Source organism: Sedimenticola sp. (assembly GCF_050289425.1).
Taxonomy (GTDB): Bacteria; Pseudomonadota; Gammaproteobacteria; order Chromatiales; family Chromatiaceae; genus Sedimenticola.
The window spans coordinates 1-16,776 of the sequence record NZ_JBNKFS010000037.1 but is presented as its reverse complement, the minus strand read 5'-3'; the positions used below and the strand labels follow the sequence as shown (position 1 = coordinate 16,776).

The 16,776-nt window shown below is 52.1% G+C and carries 16 protein-coding genes; 12 read left to right on the top strand and 4 right to left on the bottom strand.

Translation table 11 applies throughout. The features are described 5' to 3' along the window. The 11 genes from ACQY5R_RS17590 to ACQY5R_RS17540 form a co-directional block, all read left to right on the top strand. The coding region (locus ACQY5R_RS17590; RefSeq protein ID WP_428610542.1) for a 3-oxoacid CoA-transferase subunit A at positions 1-653 on the top strand (653 nt) is incomplete at its 5' end. Further along, positions 650-1,324 carry a 3-oxoacid CoA-transferase subunit B gene (locus ACQY5R_RS17585; RefSeq protein ID WP_428610540.1) on the top strand — a complete coding sequence of 225 codons (675 nt, stop codon included), beginning with the start codon at positions 650-652 and terminating at the stop codon, positions 1,322-1,324. The genes ACQY5R_RS17590 and ACQY5R_RS17585, both read left to right, overlap by 4 nt. Next, positions 1,321-2,634, top strand: a complete 1,314-nt coding sequence (locus tag ACQY5R_RS17580) for an aspartate aminotransferase family protein (RefSeq protein WP_428610538.1) — start codon at positions 1,321-1,323, stop codon at positions 2,632-2,634. The genes ACQY5R_RS17585 and ACQY5R_RS17580 overlap by 4 nt, the downstream gene beginning before the upstream one ends. Next, entirely contained in the window at positions 2,631-3,836 is a 1,206-nt protein-coding gene (gene pcaF, locus ACQY5R_RS17575; RefSeq protein ID WP_428610537.1) for a 3-oxoadipyl-CoA thiolase, read from the top strand. Before ACQY5R_RS17580 ends, pcaF begins: the two co-directional genes overlap by 4 nt. A 33-nt stretch (positions 3,837-3,869) precedes the next feature. Beyond that, a complete protein-coding gene (gene amaB / locus ACQY5R_RS17570; protein ID WP_428610536.1) occupies positions 3,870-5,369 on the top strand; it encodes an L-piperidine-6-carboxylate dehydrogenase in 1,500 nt (499 codons plus the stop codon). Between the two features lie 85 nt (positions 5,370-5,454). Beyond that, positions 5,455-6,732: an NAD(P)/FAD-dependent oxidoreductase gene (locus ACQY5R_RS17565; RefSeq protein ID WP_428610534.1), complete on the top strand. Its 1,278-nt coding sequence runs from the start codon at positions 5,455-5,457 to the stop codon at positions 6,730-6,732. Between the two features lie 117 nt (positions 6,733-6,849). Then, positions 6,850-8,157: an ankyrin repeat domain-containing protein gene (locus ACQY5R_RS17560; RefSeq protein ID WP_428610532.1), complete on the top strand. Its 1,308-nt coding sequence runs from the start codon at positions 6,850-6,852 to the stop codon at positions 8,155-8,157. A gap of 303 nt (positions 8,158-8,460) precedes the next feature. Further along, positions 8,461-9,288: a formate/nitrite transporter family protein gene (locus ACQY5R_RS17555; protein ID WP_428610530.1), complete on the top strand. Its 828-nt coding sequence runs from the start codon at positions 8,461-8,463 to the stop codon at positions 9,286-9,288. Positions 9,289-9,413: 125 nt separating this feature from the next. Beyond that, positions 9,414-9,854, top strand: coding sequence for a cyanase (gene cynS, locus ACQY5R_RS17550; protein ID WP_428610528.1), 441 nt, complete (start codon positions 9,414-9,416; stop codon positions 9,852-9,854). A gap of 125 nt (positions 9,855-9,979) precedes the next feature. Continuing rightward, positions 9,980-11,698 (top strand): protein kinase domain-containing protein, encoded by a 1,719-nt coding sequence (locus tag ACQY5R_RS17545; RefSeq protein WP_428610527.1) that lies wholly within the window; start codon positions 9,980-9,982, stop codon positions 11,696-11,698. 107 nt (positions 11,699-11,805) lie between these two features. Next, entirely contained in the window at positions 11,806-12,075 is a 270-nt protein-coding gene (locus ACQY5R_RS17540) for a hypothetical protein (RefSeq protein WP_428610526.1), read from the top strand. 108 nt (positions 12,076-12,183) lie between these two features. On the opposite strand, the gene ACQY5R_RS17535 is transcribed toward ACQY5R_RS17540, so the two are convergent. The 4 genes from ACQY5R_RS17535 to ACQY5R_RS17520 all read right to left on the bottom strand — a co-directional run bounded on the left by ACQY5R_RS17535 (position 12,184) and on the right by ACQY5R_RS17520 (position 15,920). Then, positions 12,184-12,372 carry a PLDc N-terminal domain-containing protein gene (locus ACQY5R_RS17535; RefSeq protein WP_428610525.1) on the bottom strand — a complete coding sequence of 63 codons (189 nt, stop codon included), beginning with the start codon at positions 12,370-12,372 and terminating at the stop codon, positions 12,184-12,186. 183 nt (positions 12,373-12,555) lie between these two features. Beyond that, positions 12,556-13,317, bottom strand: a complete 762-nt coding sequence (locus tag ACQY5R_RS17530; RefSeq protein ID WP_428610524.1) for a substrate-binding periplasmic protein — start codon at positions 13,315-13,317, stop codon at positions 12,556-12,558. A 1,195-nt stretch (positions 13,318-14,512) separates the two neighbouring features. After that, positions 14,513-15,310 (bottom strand): PhzF family phenazine biosynthesis protein, encoded by a 798-nt coding sequence (locus tag ACQY5R_RS17525; protein WP_428610522.1) that lies wholly within the window; start codon positions 15,308-15,310, stop codon positions 14,513-14,515. 121 nt (positions 15,311-15,431) lie between these two features. Continuing rightward, positions 15,432-15,920, bottom strand: a complete 489-nt coding sequence (locus tag ACQY5R_RS17520) for an AAA family ATPase (protein ID WP_428610520.1) — start codon at positions 15,918-15,920, stop codon at positions 15,432-15,434. Between the two features lie 179 nt (positions 15,921-16,099). Here ACQY5R_RS17520 and ACQY5R_RS17515 point away from each other — a divergent pair. Further along, the coding region (locus ACQY5R_RS17515) for an IS110 family transposase (protein WP_428610519.1) at positions 16,100-16,776 on the top strand (677 nt) is incomplete at its 3' end.

The following is a 16,776-nucleotide window of genomic DNA, read 5'->3' as shown; positions in this document are numbered from 1 at the left end:
CCAGCGTCATGATCGGCGGTTTTGGTGAGGCCGGTAGTCCTACCGAGCTGATCCACGCCTTGATCGATCAAGGTGCACGTGACCTGACGGTGATCAACAACAACACCGGCAATGGCGAGGTCGGGTTGGCCGCCCTGATCGCACAGGGGCAGGTAAGAAAGATGATCTGTTCTTATCCGCGTTCCAGCCATTCAAAGGTTTTTCCAGAGCTTTACCGTGCCGGCAGGATAGAACTGGAGATCGTCCCCCAGGGCACCCTGGCCGAACGCATTCGTGCGGGTGGGGCGGGTATCCCGGCCTTTTATACGGCAACAACGGTCGGTACCGTGCTGGCAGAGAATAAGGAGAGCCGGGTCATCGACGGACGGGAATACGTGTTGGAATACGCCCTCAAAGCCGATTTCGCGCTGATCAAATGTGAATGTGCCGATCGTCTGGGCAACCTCACCTACAGTAAGACAGCGCGTAATTTTAACCCCATTATGTGTACGGCGGCTGAAACAACCATTGTTCAGGCCCATCGTGTGGTCGATGTCGGCGATCTGGACCCGGAAACGATCGTCACGCCAAACGTCTTTATTGATCGCATCGTTGAAGTGAGTGAACCGCAAATTGAATCCCAATTGATTGCGATGGGGAGCCGATATCCATGAACATGCATCATATCGATGTTAAAGGCTGGAGTCGGGAACACATGGCCCAACTGGCGGGACAGGATATCCCCGATGGGTCCTATGTCAACCTGGGGATCGGCATCCCGGAGCTGGTGGCAAAGTTCGTCCCGGAAGGGCGGGAATTTATCTATCATACCGAGAACGGTCTGCTCGGCATGGGACCACAACCCGCTGCCGGTGCGGAAGACCACGAATTGATCAACGCGGGAAAGAAGGCGGTCTCTATTGTTCCGGGCGGAAGTTATTTCCATCATGCCGACAGCTTCACCATGATCCGCGGCGGCCATATCGATGTGTGTGTCTTGGGTGCAATGCAGGTGTCGGCACAGGGCGATCTGGCCAACTGGTCGACGGGTGCGCCGGATGCCATCCCCGCTGTCGGCGGTGCGATGGATCTGGTCGCCGGAGTTAAGACCATTTTTGTGATTACCCAACACACCACGAAAAATGGTGATCCAAAAATCGTCGCGGAATGTACCTATCCCTTAACCGGCGTGAAAGTCGTATCCCGCATCTTTACCGACCTTGCCGTTATCGATGTCACGGAAGAGGGTTTGAAAGTTCTCAAACTTGCTCCGGGGGTCTCTTTTGGTGAAGTGTGTGAAAAAACTGCTGCACCACTAATTGCTCCGGATGAAACATCAAAATGAAATATCCCAACAGTGAAGCGTTGTTCAAACGGGCGCAAAATGTGCTTCCCGGCGGAGTAAGCCGTAACACGTTATTACGCGGTGCCCATCCGCTCTATGTTCTAAAAGGAAAAGGGTGTCGTGTAACGGATGTGGATGGAGTCGAGCGCATTGATTTCGCCAACAATATGGCGTCGCATATCCACGGTCACGCATTCGAACCGATCGTCGAAGCCGTCAGCAAGCAGTTGCAGTGCGGTACCGCCTTTACCCTGGCAACAGAGGCCGAAGTCACCTTTGCCGAACACCTCTGCTCGCGTAACCCGGCTTTTGACAAAGTTCGCTTTGTAAACTCCGGAACGGAAGCGGTCATGGCCGGTATGAAAGCGGCGCGTGCTTATACGGGGCGACCGAAAATAGCCAAGGTTGAAGGCAGTTATCACGGCGCTTACGACTATGCGGAAGTGAGTCAGGCACCGACACCGGAAAACTGGGGTGATAGCGCCCGTCCCAACGCCGTCCCGCTTGCGCAGGGGACGCCCCAGTCCGTCAGCGAAGATATGGTGGTGCTGCCGTTTAACGAACCGGAACAATCCATCGCTATTCTGGATCACTATAAGGACCAAATCGCCTGCATTCTTATCGACCCGGTTCCCCATCGTATCGGGATGTCGCCGGCCGGCAGCACCTTTGTCGCAGCCTTGCGTAAATGGGCTACCGACAACGGCGCCTTATTGATGTTTGACGAAGTCATTACCTTTCGTACCGAATACGGGGGTGCGCAGGCGCTTTACGATGTTCGCCCGGATTTGACCTCGATGGGTAAAATGATCGGCGGCGGCTTTCCCGTCGGGGCACTGGCAGGCCGGGACGATGTCATGCGGGTGTTCACAAATGGACGCCTTCCGCACTCCGGCACTTTCTCTGCTAATCCTGTCACCATGACCGCCGGCCGTGTTGCCATGGCGTATTTCGACCGTGACGCGGTGGCGAAATTGAATAGACTGGGCGACTATGCGCGGGCCTCTCTGGCGCAGCTGTTTCAAACCCTGGGTGTGCCCGCCTGCGTTACCGGCGCCGGCTCCCTACTGCGTATGCATATGAAACCGGCTATCCCGGCCAACTTCCGTGAAGCACATCCTACCGAGGTACAAAAACGGGCGTTGTCGACGTTGATCAACGATCTGTACGATGATGGCTTCATGCTGATCCATACCGGGGCGGCAGCGCTCTCCACGGTGATGACGGAAGCCGAAGTCGATTGTTTGGTCGAATCGGTAGCCAGTTCCATGACCAGGTTGAAGCCCCTATTGCTGGAAACGGTGCAATGAACAATGCCTTTATCTGTGATGCCGTCAGAACGCCGATCGGACGGTACGGCGGTTGTCTCGCCTCCATCCGGGCCGATGACCTGGGTGCCCTGCCTATCAAGGCATTGATAGCGCGTCATCCCGATCTAAACTGGGATCGAGTCGATGATGTGGTGTTCGGCTGCGCAAACCAGGCCGGGGAAGATAATCGCAATGTCGCACGGATGTCGTTGTTATTGGCCGGCCTGTCGACCGATGTGACGGGCACGACGATCAACCGGTTGTGTGGATCTGGTATGGATGCGATCGGCACGGCTGCACGTGCCATCAAGTCGGGCGAAACCAATCTCATGATTGCCGGTGGCGTTGAAAGCATGTCGCGTGCGCCGTTTGTTATGCCTAAAGCGACAGCCGGATTCAGCCGGGAAAATGCCGTCTTCGATACAACCATCGGTTGGCGTTTCGTCAATAAGCTGATGAAACAGCAATACGGTGTGGATGGCTTGCCCGAAACAGCGGAAAACGTTGCCGACGCGTACGGCATTTCGCGCGAAGATCAGGATGTTTTTGCCTACCACTCACAGATGAAATCGGCACAGGCTCGGGAGGCAGGTGTTTTCGGCGCTGAAATCATTCCGGTCAGTGTTGCCCAACACAAAGGCGATCCGCTGATTATCAGCCAGGATGAACATCCTCGCGGCGATACGACTCTGGAGAAACTGGCAAAACTGAAGGCACCGTTCCGCAAGGACGGAACGGTCACGGCAGGCAATGCGTCCGGTGTCAATGATGGCGCCTGCGCATTGATCCTTGCCTCTGAGCGGGCGGTTGCAGAGAATGGCCTGACTCCGAAGGCCCGTGTTATTGCCATGACGACGGCCGGGGTTCCGCCGCGGGTGATGGGGATAGGCCCTGTCCCCGCGGTACAGAAAATCCTGTGGCTGACCGGATTTAGCCTGTCCCAGATGGATGTGATTGAATTCAATGAAGCGTTCGCTGCGCAAGCACTGGCCGTCTCACGCCAGCTAAACTTAGAAGATAATGATGAGCGGCTAAATCCTAATGGTGGTGCCATCGCACTGGGACACCCGCTGGGTATGAGCGGAGCCCGACTCGTTACCACAGCGACTTATCAACTTGAACGTAGCCGGGGCCGCTATGCGCTTTGTAGTATGTGTATTGGTGTGGGGCAGGGTATTGCCCTTATTCTTGAGCGCGTTTGATCTCTTTTAACCATCTCTATTCAGGAGAGTTTTATGTCTTATTCGGAAATTTTCGAAAGACTGGGTCTGAAACCCGCAGATTATACAGGGGGCACTTTGGAGGTGTATACGCCTATTGATGGATCAAAAATTGCCGCTGTGCATGAGATCGACGCAAATCAGATGGATGCCATGATTGCCCGCTCGAAGGAAGCCTTCGAGCAATGGAAAACCGTGCCTGCCCCGCGTCGTGGGGAGTTGGTCCGTCTGTTGGGAGAAGAGCTGCGTATCGCTAAGGAAGATCTTGGAAAACTGGTTACGCTGGAGTGCGGTAAGATCCTGACCGAGGGTTTGGGTGAAGTCCAGGAGATGATTGATATCTGTGATTTTGCCGTCGGCCTCTCCCGTCAGTTGTACGGCCTGACGATCGCCTCTGAACGCCCGGGCCACTCGATGCGTGAAACCTGGCATCCGCTTGGGGTTTGTGGTGTTATTTCCGCCTTTAACTTTCCGGTGGCGGTTTGGGCCTGGAATACGGCAATCGCCCTTGTCGCCGGTGACAGTGTCATCTGGAAACCCTCCGAAAAGACGCCGTTGACCGCTGTCGCTTGCTGCAAAATCCTCGAACGTGCACTGGCCCGCTTTGGTGATGCACCGGCAGGCCTGCATCAACTGGCTATCGGTGGTCGTGATGTGGGCGAAGCCCTGGTGGCCAATCACAATGTGGCGGTCATCAGCGCGACAGGCAGCACGCGTATGGGACGCGCGGTCGGGCCAAAAGTGGCGGAGCGTTTTGGCCGCTCTATTTTGGAACTTGGCGGCAATAATGCCATGATCGTAACGCCCTCCGCCGATCTGGATATGGCAGTTCGTGCCATTCTGTTCAGTGCAGTGGGTACCTGTGGGCAGCGTTGCACCTCGTTACGTCGCCTGATTGTCCATAAAGATGTGAAAGAGACGCTGTTACCGAAAATCAAAAAAGCTTACGCGAGTATTTCGGTGGGCGATCCGCTGAAGGCGGAAAATCTTGTTGGTCCGCTTATCGATGAGCAGGCCTTTAACGCGATGTCGGCCGCGCTTGAAAATGCTCAAAAAGAGGGCGGCCAGCTCTTCGGTGGTGAACGCATTGATATAGACGGCAATAACGGCTTTTACGTCAGACCGGCCATTGTTGAGATGCCGGCACAAGGCGACGTGGTGAAACGCGAAACCTTTGCGCCGATCCTGTATGTGATGACTTACAGCGAATTTGACGAGGCGATGCAGCTGCATAACGCGGTACCGCAGGGTCTCTCCTCCTGTATTTTCTCTACCGATATTCGTGAGGCGGAGACATTCCTCTCTGCGGCCGGATCCGACTGCGGCATCGCCAATGTCAATATTGGACCGAGCGGCGCGGAAATCGGCGGTGCGTTCGGCGGTGAAAAGGAGACCGGCGGTGGTCGTGAATCGGGTTCAGACGCCTGGCGAGGCTACATGCGTCGCCAGACGAACACGATCAACTATTCGCGGGAGCTACCTTTAGCGCAGGGTGTCGAGTTTAATCTGGATTAATAGCCCGGTGCGGAGAACCTGTATCGCAGTTGGGGAGATGTTTCTTCGATGCCTATTGTCGCCCTATCATTAACAGAGATAAAAAATGACCCGCTATGTAGAAAAAAATTTGTGGATTGATACCTGTGAAAATACCCAGGCCTATCCCGCGTTAACGGAAGATAGGGATGTGGATGTCGTGGTTATCGGTGCCGGTTACTCCGGTCTATCTGCCGCACTCCATCTGGCCGAGAACAAGGTAGATGTTGCGGTGCTGGAGGCCCAGGAGATCGGGTACGGCGGCAGCGGCCGGAATGTCGGCCTGGTCAACGCCGGATTATGGTTAAAACCCGATGAGATAACGGACCGGTTGGGGCAAAAGGATGGTGAAGTGCTGAGCCGTTTTTTGGGTTCGGCCCCCGAGACGGTATTTGGTTTGATCGACAGATATCAGATCAAATGCGAGGCGATAAAAAACGGCACATTGCATTGTGCCGACAGCCAAAAGGGTTTGGCTGAACTCAATGAGCGTCAGCAACAGTGGCAAAAATTCGGTTACTCGCTGGATCTACTTAGCCGTGAAAAGACCGCTGAACTGATGGGGACCGACAAATATATCGGTGCGCTACATGACCTGCGCGCGGGCAGTATCCAACCCTTGAGCTACGCCTGCGGGCTTGCACAGGCCGCCGTGTCGCTTGGGGCATCCATCTTCTGTCACTCGCCGGTCCGCTCCATCACAAAAGCGGGGCAGCGCTGGCGCGTTAAAACGGATAAGGGGACATTGAACGCGCAGAAAATCATCACTGCAACCGGTACCTATAACGAAAATGGGGATACATGGGCCTCTCCCGATACGACATCGCTCTACTATTTTCAGATGGCCACCGCCCCGTTAAGCGAGGCGTTGCAGCAAACAATCCTGCCTGAAAAGCATGCGGCGTGGGATACGCATATGGTGCTGACCTCCTTTCGGTTAAACAGGGAGGGACGCATGATTGTCGGTAGCGTCGGTTGTTTGGATGGCGCCGGCTACGGCACCCATAAATCCTGGGCGTATCGAAAGATGCTCGATGTCTATCCCCAGTTGGCGGGCTATGCGTTTACCCATGAATGGTACGGCCGTATTGGTTTGACCAACAACAATATTCCCCGGTTGGCAGAGCCATATCCCGGCTGGCTGACTGTATGGGGATACAACGGTCGGGGCATCGCTCCCGGTACCGTTTTTGGCCGCGCACTGGCCGAGTCGACTCTGTCCGGTGATACATCGACGCTACCGCTCAAATTGTCTCCGTCCGAACAGGAAAACTTCATCAAGACGCAAAGTTTTTTCATTGAACTGGGTGCGGCAGCCCGTCATTTCATTGAAAAGAGGGTGTGACGCAGGAGTGGGCTGAGGGGATCACAGATCCGTTGACGGATATTCGCTCCAGGTCGAAAAAGGTTGCGTGATGCCTTATCCTTGGCTTTTTGCGCCAAACACATGGAGCCGTTCGTTATGCGCTATGCCGTTATTCAAGCCGTTACCGCCTTGTTTCTGCTCAGTTTACTTTCCGCCTGCCAGACAGTGGAGCCTAAACCCGAGCCGCCACAACGCACACAGCAGGCATCCCATGAGGCTCTACAGAAGGCGCTAGCCTCGGCCGCGGTCCAGGGTAACGATGAGGCGTTACGTCGCCTGCTAGATAGTGGCATCGATCCCAACTTCCACAGTTCCTTTCGCGGCTGGACGCCCCTGACCCTGGCGGCAGCCGGCGGACACGGTGAGGCGGTGCGGATGTTGGTTGCTGCTGGTGCGAATCCGAATGTTCGCGCCACACAGGACGGGGCCACGGCACTGATTCGGGCGGCTCACGCGGGTGATGCCGAGACCTGTGCCTTCCTGCTGCAAAAAGGTGCTGAGCTTGATGTGCAGGACACCGAGGTGGGTGCTTCGGCACTGATGCATGCGGCCTTTATGGGGCATGATGGAGCGGTGAAGGTATTGCGCGCGGCCGGCGCCAAGCTGGACCAGCGTGACCGTACCGGCATGACGGCGCTCAAGCTGGCTACTGCCAACGCCGGGCCGGATACCGTCAAGCTGTTGCTTGAGCTGGGTGCTGATCCCAATATCGGATCCTACTATGGTTTTACGCCGTTGATGCAGGCTGCCGGCCGTGGTGAGGTGGAAGCGGTCTCTGCGCTGATCGATGCCGGTGTCAACGTGCACCGTAAGGACGTCAATGGGAAGGCGGCCATCAACCACGCCCGTGACGCCAAGGAGAAGACCAACCGCCACGCCCAGGTGGTGCGCCTGCTGCAAGAGCATGGCGCCGATGCTAACGGTGCCAATCGCCGGCTCGACATGGATCTGCTGGAGGCGGCGTTACGCGGACGTCTGCAGGAGGTGCGACAACTGATTGCCAGGGGAGCGGATAGCAATGCCCGTGACGGCCGCGGATTCACGGTGCTGATGAAGGCATCCGGACACCCCAAGACGGCCGCCTACCTGATTGAGCAGGGAGCCGATCCCTTTGCCCTTAACCGTGGTAAAGCGTCGGTACTCCATGATGCCGCCGGCAGCGGCAATCTTGCCCTGGTGAAGCAGTTGTTGGTGTTGGGGGCTGTTGTCGATCTCCCCAACCACAACAACGAGACGCCGCTCTGTGAAGCGACCCAGACCGGCAAGCTTGCAGTGGTGAAGTTGCTGCTGGAAAAGGGGGCCGATCCCAACATTCGTTCGCGTTTCGGTACACCGTTGATGTTGGCCATCGAGCGGGACAATCAGGCGATGATTGATCTCCTTAAACAGTGGGGTGCACGATAATGGCACCTAGGGTGAGCCATCCATTATCGGTGACCGACTTCCTCCCCTGAAGGACGGGTTTATCGGCGGTTAGCGCCCGGTTAGGGGAGGTCCCGTTTGCACCATCTCAATATAACGTCGCCCTAAAATAGTGCTTGAGGGTCGCGGACAGTAAAATAGAATAGCTCTAGAAAAAATTAAAAATCATTGTAATACAATAACTTATAAAGTGGCATATTATTTGCTCAAGCTAATGTGGATTCATTTGGTAAGCCGGTAGCGGCATAGAAATCATCACCCACATTCATACAGCGAGAATATGATATGTCCTATTTAGTCCCTTCAGAATTCGTCACAAAGATGGTAGATGCTGGCGAATCTAAGATTTTCATGTCTACCAGAGATACGCTGATTCGAGCCTATATGGCGGGCGCCATTTTGGCGCTGGCGGCGGTATTCGCAATTTTTGTTGCCGTGCAGACCGGCTCGCCACTCATCGGTGCGATTCTGTTCCCGGTGGGTTTCAGCATGCTCTATCTCATGGGCTTTGACCTGTTGACTGGGGTGTTTGTATTGACCCCTTTGGCATTGATCGATAAACGTCCCGGCGTGACAACCGGTGGTGTGTTGAGGAACTGGGGCCTGGTGTTTCTTGGCAACTTTGCCGGTGCGCTCACGGTGGCGTTTATGATGGCGTTTATTTTTAGCTACGGCTTCTCGATTGAACCGGGAGCAGTAGGTAAAAAGATTGCCGGTATCGGTGAAGCGCGAACACTCGGTTACGCGCAGTATGGCATTGCCGGTTGGTTCACCATCTTCATCCGGGGCATGTTGTGTAACTGGATGGTTTCTATGGGTGTGGTCGGGGCCATGATCTCCACCAGTGTCAGCGGAAAAGTGATCGCCATGTGGATGCCCATTATGCTCTTCTTTGCCATGGGCTTCGAACACTCCGTGGTGAATATGTTCCTGTTCCCGTCGGCTATGATCATGGGTGGCGGTTTCTCTATCGCCGACTACTTTATCTGGAATGAAATCCCCACCGCCCTGGGCAATCTGGTGGGTGGTCTTGCCTTTACCGGGCTGACCTTGTACTCCACACACGTCAAGACAGCGCCGAAACGTGAGCTGAAAGCTGTGGCCAATTTCTAATCAGCAAGAGTATCGGATGAACGGATGGCGGCGACTGCCGCTATCCGTCACCCGCTACCGGCCCGCCAAGCTGACTTATCGGATGTATGAGGATGCTGGGCGGTTGATTGCCAAGGAGTATAAAGATGAAAAAGATAGAAATGACCGAAGAGATCCTGGTGGCTAAAAAAGCTTCCGGATTAGGTTGGGAGGCGATAGCAGAGCAGGTAGGTCTGTCGCCGGTGTTTTTAACCTCAGCCTGTCTGGGTATGAACAGCCTGAAAAAGGAGCCTGCCGAAAAAATATGTGAGGTGCTCTCCCTGTCACCAGAGGTGGCAGAGGCCTTGCAAGCGTATCCCCATAAAAGTTGGGAAAAAACGGTACCGACCGATCCGGTAATCTATCGCTTCTATGAAGCGATCGGCGTATACGGTGACACCATGAAAGAGCTGATCCATGAAAAATTTGGTGACGGCATCATGAGTGCGATCGACTTCTCCATGGATATCGGTAAAGAAGAGAACCCGGCGGGCGATCGGGTCGTGATCACCATGAACGGAAAGTTTTTGCCCTACAAATCGTGGTAGGGTGTTAAGTCGGAATCGATAACGGGTATGGCTATGAGGTTCTCGAAGGCGAACCTGATTACAGCAAGTAAAGCCTCGGCACACTATTGTGCTGGGGCTTTTTGGTATCGGGCAGGGTGTGCCATATGAAAGTATCCGTGGGCCAATTTTCCGATAAAGGACGAAAAGCGATCAATCAGGATTTCCACGGTGTCCTGATACCCAAAGAGCCGCTCTTGACATCCAAGGGAGTGGCCATAGCGCTGGCCGACGGTATCAGCAGCAGCGATGTCAGCCAGGTGGCCAGTGAAGCCAGTGTCAGAGGATTCCTGGATGATTATTACTGTACCTCTGAAGCCTGGTCGGTAAAGAAGTCGGCGCACCAGGTGTTGTACGCCACAAATTCCTGGTTGTATTCACAGACGCAGAAAAGTCAGCACCGCTATAACAAAGATAAAGGCTATGTCTGCACTTTAAGTGCGCTGATATTCAAGTCCACCACGGCACATATATTCCATATCGGTGATTCACGCATCTACCGACTGCGTAACCATACACTTGAACCGCTTACCATCGATCATCGCCTTTGGTTATCCGACGACAAAAGCTATCTCAGCCGCGGACTGGGAATCGACGCTGAATTGGAGATTGACTACCGATCGCTGCATCTGGAAATAGGCGATATCTTTCTGTTAATGACCGATGGCGTATATGAATATGCCAGCACCGATTTTATTCTCGACGCTATTCACAACCATGACCTGGACGATGCGGCAAAGGCCATTGCCGATGAGGCATATAAACAGGGCAGTGACGATAACCTCACTATTCAGATAATCAGGATAGAAGAACTGCCAAGTCATTGTGCCGGCGAAATATTCCATAAAATGGCGGAACTGCCGCTACCGCCAATACTGGAACCCCGTACGCTCTTTGATGGTTATACGATCATGCGAACACTGCATGACAGCAGTCGTAGTCACGTATACCTGGCGAAGGACAACGAAACCGATACGCTTGTGGTCATCAAGACACCCTCTATAGATCTTCAAACCGATGAGGCCTATCTTGAGCGGTTTTTGATGGAGGAGTGGATAGCACGACGCATCAACAACGCACATGTGCTGAAGCCCTGTCTGTTGACTCGCCAACGCAACTATATCTACCTCGCCACCGAATTTATCGAGGGTCAGACATTAACGCAGTGGATGATCGACAATCCAAGGCCGGAACTGGAAAAGGTGCGGGATATTGTCGAGCAGATTGCCAGAGGGTTAAATGCCTTTCATCGGCAGGAGATGTTGCATCAGGATCTGCGGCCGGAAAATATCATGATCGATAGCAATGGCATGGTAAAGATCATCGATTTTGGCGCCACTAAAGTGGCCGGTATCGTGGAGATTTCTTCCCCCCTGGAACGACAAAATATTCTGGGCACGGCACAATACACCGCGCCGGAATATTTTCTGGGTGAACCGGGGTCGTTCCGTTCCGACATATTCTCTCTCGGTGTGATCGCTTATCAACTGCTTAGCGGCCGTTTGCCGTATGGAGCACAAATCGCCAAGTCGCGAACTAAGTCGGCACAAAATAGATTGCGCTACCATTCCGTGCTGGATGATGAACGGGAAATACCCGCTTGGATAGACGAGACGCTGCGTAAGTGTGTCCACATCAACCCATACAAACGCTACGAAGTGTTATCTGAATTTGTCTATGATCTGCGCCACCCCACCCAGGCCTTTCTGAACAGAACCCGCCCACCGCTCATAGAGCGCAATCCGCTGCTGTTCTGGAAAGGACTCTCCTTGATACTTACTGTGATTGTCGTAATATTGCTAAGTGGGTACTTGCCCCCTAGGTGAGGCCTAAATATGGTCGGTTTTCAAGTTGACTAAAAGATGGATGACTGACAGCTGGCGAGTGCTTTGGGACCGGTAGCGGAATCCGAATAAATTGGTGAGGTGATGCCATGCGACATAAAATCGAAATACATGACGCGGGACTCGATATTGAGATTGCCGACGCGACAGAAAAGAAAGAGGCGCTGCTTGAGGCTTTTCAGGCGTGCCAGGAGGGGCGTTGCGGTTGTCCGACAGAAGAGTATTCAAAACTGGAATCCCTGACCATCGAAGCTGATGGCGACGCCATAAAGCTGCACCTTAAATCAAAATCCGGTGAGGCGTTTGATGAGTCAGAGATCAGCAAGTGCCTGCAATACACGGAGGATAAGCTTAAGTAGGAGGTGGTTAACCGCATGGTATGGATCCCGGCCGTAGCCAGAAACGAAGGGGCAGTGGTAACCATGCCACTGCCCCTTTTTTTATGAAGTGGTGTCCATGGCAGGTCGCTAAAGCTTCAGCCGTTTATCACCAGGCCCCATCAGAAACCACACCACCAGCCCGACAACGGGAAGGATCAACACAATCACAATCCATAATATTTTCAGGCCGGTCGATGCCGAGCTTTGCGCAATCTTGATGATGGCAAAGATATCGGCAATTAAAATAATCAGACCAAGAATGCCATTGAATTTCATCGGTAATCCCAAGTAGCGTGTTATCTGTCGGTTTATTTGCAGTGATTGAGTCTATCGTAAATCATGACTATCTGTACATGTTCAACCATAGCCGTGATCCACAATAATAACGACGTAGCGTTTTTAATTTCCGGGCTGTCGTTTACCCAATCGCCGTTGCTGAGTGCCGCCATTTTTCTCTGTTTACAGTCCCCAACGTTTCAGGATCGCCTTGTACTCTTCCGTAGTCTTGAATTTCTCTAGCGTAGTTGAGATATGCGCCACCAATTCATCAGGGGTATCAAGGCTGGCGGCAATGTAATAGCCTTTGGTTGACACTTCAGCAACCGGTATGACTTTGCGGAAAACCTGGTCGGGGTCGTCACCGTTTTGCCTGGCGATATGGTAGGCAACGGCATCCGTCATCGGCCAGACATCGACAGTACCGTCTTTGAGGAGTTTGTAGGCGCGCAGGTTGGTGTCCTTTCCACTTAAGCGTGCAAACTTCAGCTTGTTGAAGCCTTTGCTGATCAAGTACATCTCTTTAGCATCGCGAAAGGTGGTGACAATGGCAAATTTCTGGATATCGTCCAGGCTGTTTGCCTGAATGTCGGTGCGAGTTTTCAGGGCGTAGACAGAGGTGGTATTGGGCGCTATTTCGCCGATCCACTTAAAGAGTTTTTCCCTTTTTTCAATGCGATTGATTGAGTAAATCAGGTTACCCGGTCCCGATTGGGCGCTCACGTAAGAACGCGCCCAGGGATAGCTCTTAATAGAGTAGTCTTCGCCAGCCAACTCCATGACTCTTTTTACCACTTCGGTGGATACGCCTGTCAGCGCGTCATCCTGGGTATAGTTGTACGGGGGGTATTCCTCAGTATAGAGGGTCAATGGGGTAGAGAAAGCGGGTGTTAGTGCATAGAAAAACAATAGTGCGAGAAGAAAGGTCCACTTGGTTTTGTGCATGGTGTTACCTGTATTGGTATTGTCGGTTTAGGGCATGTCCCATGCCATCAAGCTGAAGCATTAGTGTGTTTTATATAAGTATCACTAAATTGGATGGCCGCATTAATGTACACGCCTGATCCGGTGATGGAAAGCCCTAAGAAAATAAGGTTTTATTGTGAGATGTTATATCGGCTGTGCGGGTTAATATTCATCTCTCTATCGAGGTCGGTGGCCTGTCATCCGGCGCTAGCCGTTTTCAGCGCCAAACAGACGGCCCTCCTATGAGGGCCGGAACTTTATACTTATATGATTTCTCTTGGATGGGCTCTCTGGGAGAGCGCTAGAGAAGAGTGGCTCGTGCAGAGCGTTGCGGATTGTAGCGTCGTATTAAATTAGGGCAGAAACAGGAACGGGTCTTTAATTCCAATTATCATTTTTCAGATCCTTAGGCGAGGGCTTGTCTTTCCCTGTTTCCACGTACTCGCGAAGGCTCAACAGAAATGTGACCCACTTCGTACTGAAGTGGGGCGTGGACTCGACAACCTCGCGCCAGTTCCGGTGACCGAAGAGGAGAATGGTCTGATCGTCTTGTTCGGGTAACTCGAATGTCATGTCTGTTCCAATCCACTCCGCGGGGCCGTCTACACAGCTCTACCGAACATGATTTCCAGTATCGAGCCCCTTGACAGCAATAACCATCTTGCCCAGGATTTCTCCCGCCTCCGATCGAAAACCGAATTGGATATGGCCCCCGGGCTGGGAATCACCTGATACCTCTTCGGTCCACCATTGAGCCAAGCCTTCAAATGAGGTTATCGCCCCGTAGTCCCGTTATTAGGAGTTTTAAACCCGATGCGGCGAATGGTGTCGTACATAATTAGCCCCCGGCCTTTCATTGATGAGAAACACATAAGTCAATCAGAGGTCAAGCGTATCATGCGTCTGGTCGAACTGATCAGAAAGGACAACCGGAAAATCAGCCAGAAAGTATAGGAGCAGGTCAGGCGGGGTGAAGCAATCGTTGCTAAAGAATCACAATAATAGATTTCTGTTTCTGCCAATAGCGGACATCCGATTAACCAGCGTCACCGGCTGCAACCATCCAAAAGCGGGCCTTAACGCCCCGCACCGCGGCAGACAAATAAGCGCAGCGTTTTGGCTGTCCCAGCGACCATCGGGAGCGATTACTGTGGCTTGTTAGAAATTTTTGGCACTAAACTGTGATTGTACCTTTCAGATACTGCACGGCATTACCGGAGATATAAACCCTATCACCATCTACGCTGCAGTATAAGATGCCACCCCGTTTAGAAGCTTGTAATGCGGTTAATTCGCTCTTTCCTAGACGCGAAGCCCAAAATGGTGCCAATCCAGTATGAATTGAACCCGTTACAGGATCTTCATCTCCGCCGTTTGCAGGCCAAAAATATCTAGATATGAAATCATATTTAGGCGTTTCAGACTGACAAGTTACAACAACATCTAATGGTTTTAGTCGTTTCAGGATTTCATTGTTCCTTTCAACAGATAAGACATCTTTCTCAGATTTATATATAACAAAGTATGCCTGTTGATTCGCATATAATTCATCAGGCTGAATGGATAGTCCCTCTTGAATCTCTAGCGGAATTTCAGTTACTTTTTTTGGCGAAGTATTTGGAAAATTCATTTTCAAAGTTGAGTCGTTATTCTTTGTTACAGGCAAAACACCAACAGCTTCTGCTTTGAAATTAAAAGATTCTGCATCAGGGTATTTATTAAATAGGACAAACGCAGAGGCTAAAGTTGCATGACCACAAAAAGCAATTTCAGTGATTGGTGAAAACCACCGTATTCCGTATGTATTTGCTTCTTCTTTGACCAGGAATGCCGTTTCCGAAAGATTATTTTCTGAAGCGATAGATTGCATCATATCTTCAGGCAGCCAAGACCCGGTTACTATGACAGCAGCTTGATTGCCACCAAATACATTGTCTGTGAAAGCATCAATTGTGTTTATTTCAAGTTCCATACCCATCTCTTGCAAAGATTTCTAACGCCCTCGGTAAGTGGCAAACCGGAGTGGTGACAACTTGGTGACATTCAAGCATAAAGTTGGCGCCGCAGAGGCTTGTACACCTTGGCTGCGCTTGTTATGTGTGGCTTTCATTTTCTACATACATTAATTTCTTACCTATGAAATTCTCATACAACCTCAAATGGGATTGGTATGAAAACACATCCTCTCTATCTTCATACTGCTCTATCCAATTAATCAGCATTTCTAAGTTTTTGTCTTGAGCTTCTTTGCTCTCATATTTATGCGGCTCCCATGGTCGAGACTTCGCGTTTTGCACGCACTTAGCGATGGAAAGATTCATAAATATGACCTCATTGGCTCGCGGTGCTGCGATTTCTAACAAATCGGAGTAGCACCCCTCTATAACGAACCTTTCATTAGAGGTGATAAACTCGATAATCTTTTTCCTGGATTCTTCAATAGGCGCACGCCTTGGAGGCGCCTCTGACAACCAAGCGAGACTATCCAAGTCTAAATGGGCCAGACCTTCTTCATTAACCAGCTTTTTAGCCAAAGTCGACTTCCCTGAGCCTGAATTTCCGAATATTAAGACCTTGCGCAATTTTCCTCCCAAAACATATAACGCTTTAATAAGTGGCCGGCTGCTTTTTGGCCGGTCCAAGCACGCGTGCTTTTCGCGTGCGGACTTGATTTAATTGATACTTAATTATGACCTCCCCCCTGCTATAACAAACTTGGGTGCAAAATCCAAAGTCACTGTCACAACAGGAGGAAGATCAAATGAGATTCTATAACACTTCTCATCAATATTACTGTGGAATCGACCTGCATACCAAGATGATGTATGTCTGCATCCTCAATGATGAAGGTGATATCTGTCTTCACCAGAATATTCCTACTCAGGCACACCGGTTCCTGAAGCTGATTGCGCCCTACCGGGACGATATCGTGGTCGGTGTCGAATGCATCTTCTCCTGGTATTGGCTGGCCGATCTCTGCCAGGCTGAAGGTATTCCGTTCATACTGGGCCATGCGCTCTACATGAAAGCGATCCATGGCGGTAAAGCCAAGAACGATAAGATCGATTCGGAAAAGATCGCCAAGCTGATCCGGGGCGGAACCTTCCCCTTGGCCTATGTCTATCCCAGCGAGATGCGCGCTACCCGGGACTTGCTGCGCCGACGCAATTACTTTGTCCACCGGCGTGCCGAATTGCAGGCGCATATCAAGCTTACCAATTTCCAATACAACCTCCCCAGCCTCAATCTGAAGCTGGAGCGGCGGTCCAATCGCAACGAGCTGGCTGAGCGCTTTCACGACAGCAGCGTGCGCAAGAATGTGGAGGCGGATATTCATCTCATGGACAGCATGGAGGATGAGATCAAGGGACTGGAAGCCTATATTGTCCGCCATGCCAAGGGCCATGATCCACGTACCTATTTTCGCCTACAGACCGT

Coding starts and splice junctions, on each gene's coding strand:
- ACQY5R_RS17585 (WP_428610540.1), top strand. CDS start 650: ATGAACATGCATCATATCGATGTTAAAGGCTGGAGTCGGGAACACATG.
- ACQY5R_RS17580 (WP_428610538.1), top strand. CDS start 1,321: ATGAAATATCCCAACAGTGAAGCGTTGTTCAAACGGGCGCAAAATGTG.
- pcaF (WP_428610537.1), top strand. CDS start 2,631: ATGAACAATGCCTTTATCTGTGATGCCGTCAGAACGCCGATCGGACGG.
- amaB (WP_428610536.1), top strand. CDS start 3,870: ATGTCTTATTCGGAAATTTTCGAAAGACTGGGTCTGAAACCCGCAGAT.
- ACQY5R_RS17565 (WP_428610534.1), top strand. CDS start 5,455: ATGACCCGCTATGTAGAAAAAAATTTGTGGATTGATACCTGTGAAAAT.
- ACQY5R_RS17560 (WP_428610532.1), top strand. CDS start 6,850: ATGCGCTATGCCGTTATTCAAGCCGTTACCGCCTTGTTTCTGCTCAGT.
- ACQY5R_RS17555 (WP_428610530.1), top strand. CDS start 8,461: ATGTCCTATTTAGTCCCTTCAGAATTCGTCACAAAGATGGTAGATGCT.
- cynS (WP_428610528.1), top strand. CDS start 9,414: ATGAAAAAGATAGAAATGACCGAAGAGATCCTGGTGGCTAAAAAAGCT.
- ACQY5R_RS17545 (WP_428610527.1), top strand. CDS start 9,980: ATGAAAGTATCCGTGGGCCAATTTTCCGATAAAGGACGAAAAGCGATC.
- ACQY5R_RS17540 (WP_428610526.1), top strand. CDS start 11,806: ATGCGACATAAAATCGAAATACATGACGCGGGACTCGATATTGAGATT.
- ACQY5R_RS17535 (WP_428610525.1), bottom strand. CDS start 12,372: ATGAAATTCAATGGCATTCTTGGTCTGATTATTTTAATTGCCGATATC.
- ACQY5R_RS17530 (WP_428610524.1), bottom strand. CDS start 13,317: ATGCACAAAACCAAGTGGACCTTTCTTCTCGCACTATTGTTTTTCTAT.
- ACQY5R_RS17525 (WP_428610522.1), bottom strand. CDS start 15,310: ATGGAACTTGAAATAAACACAATTGATGCTTTCACAGACAATGTATTT.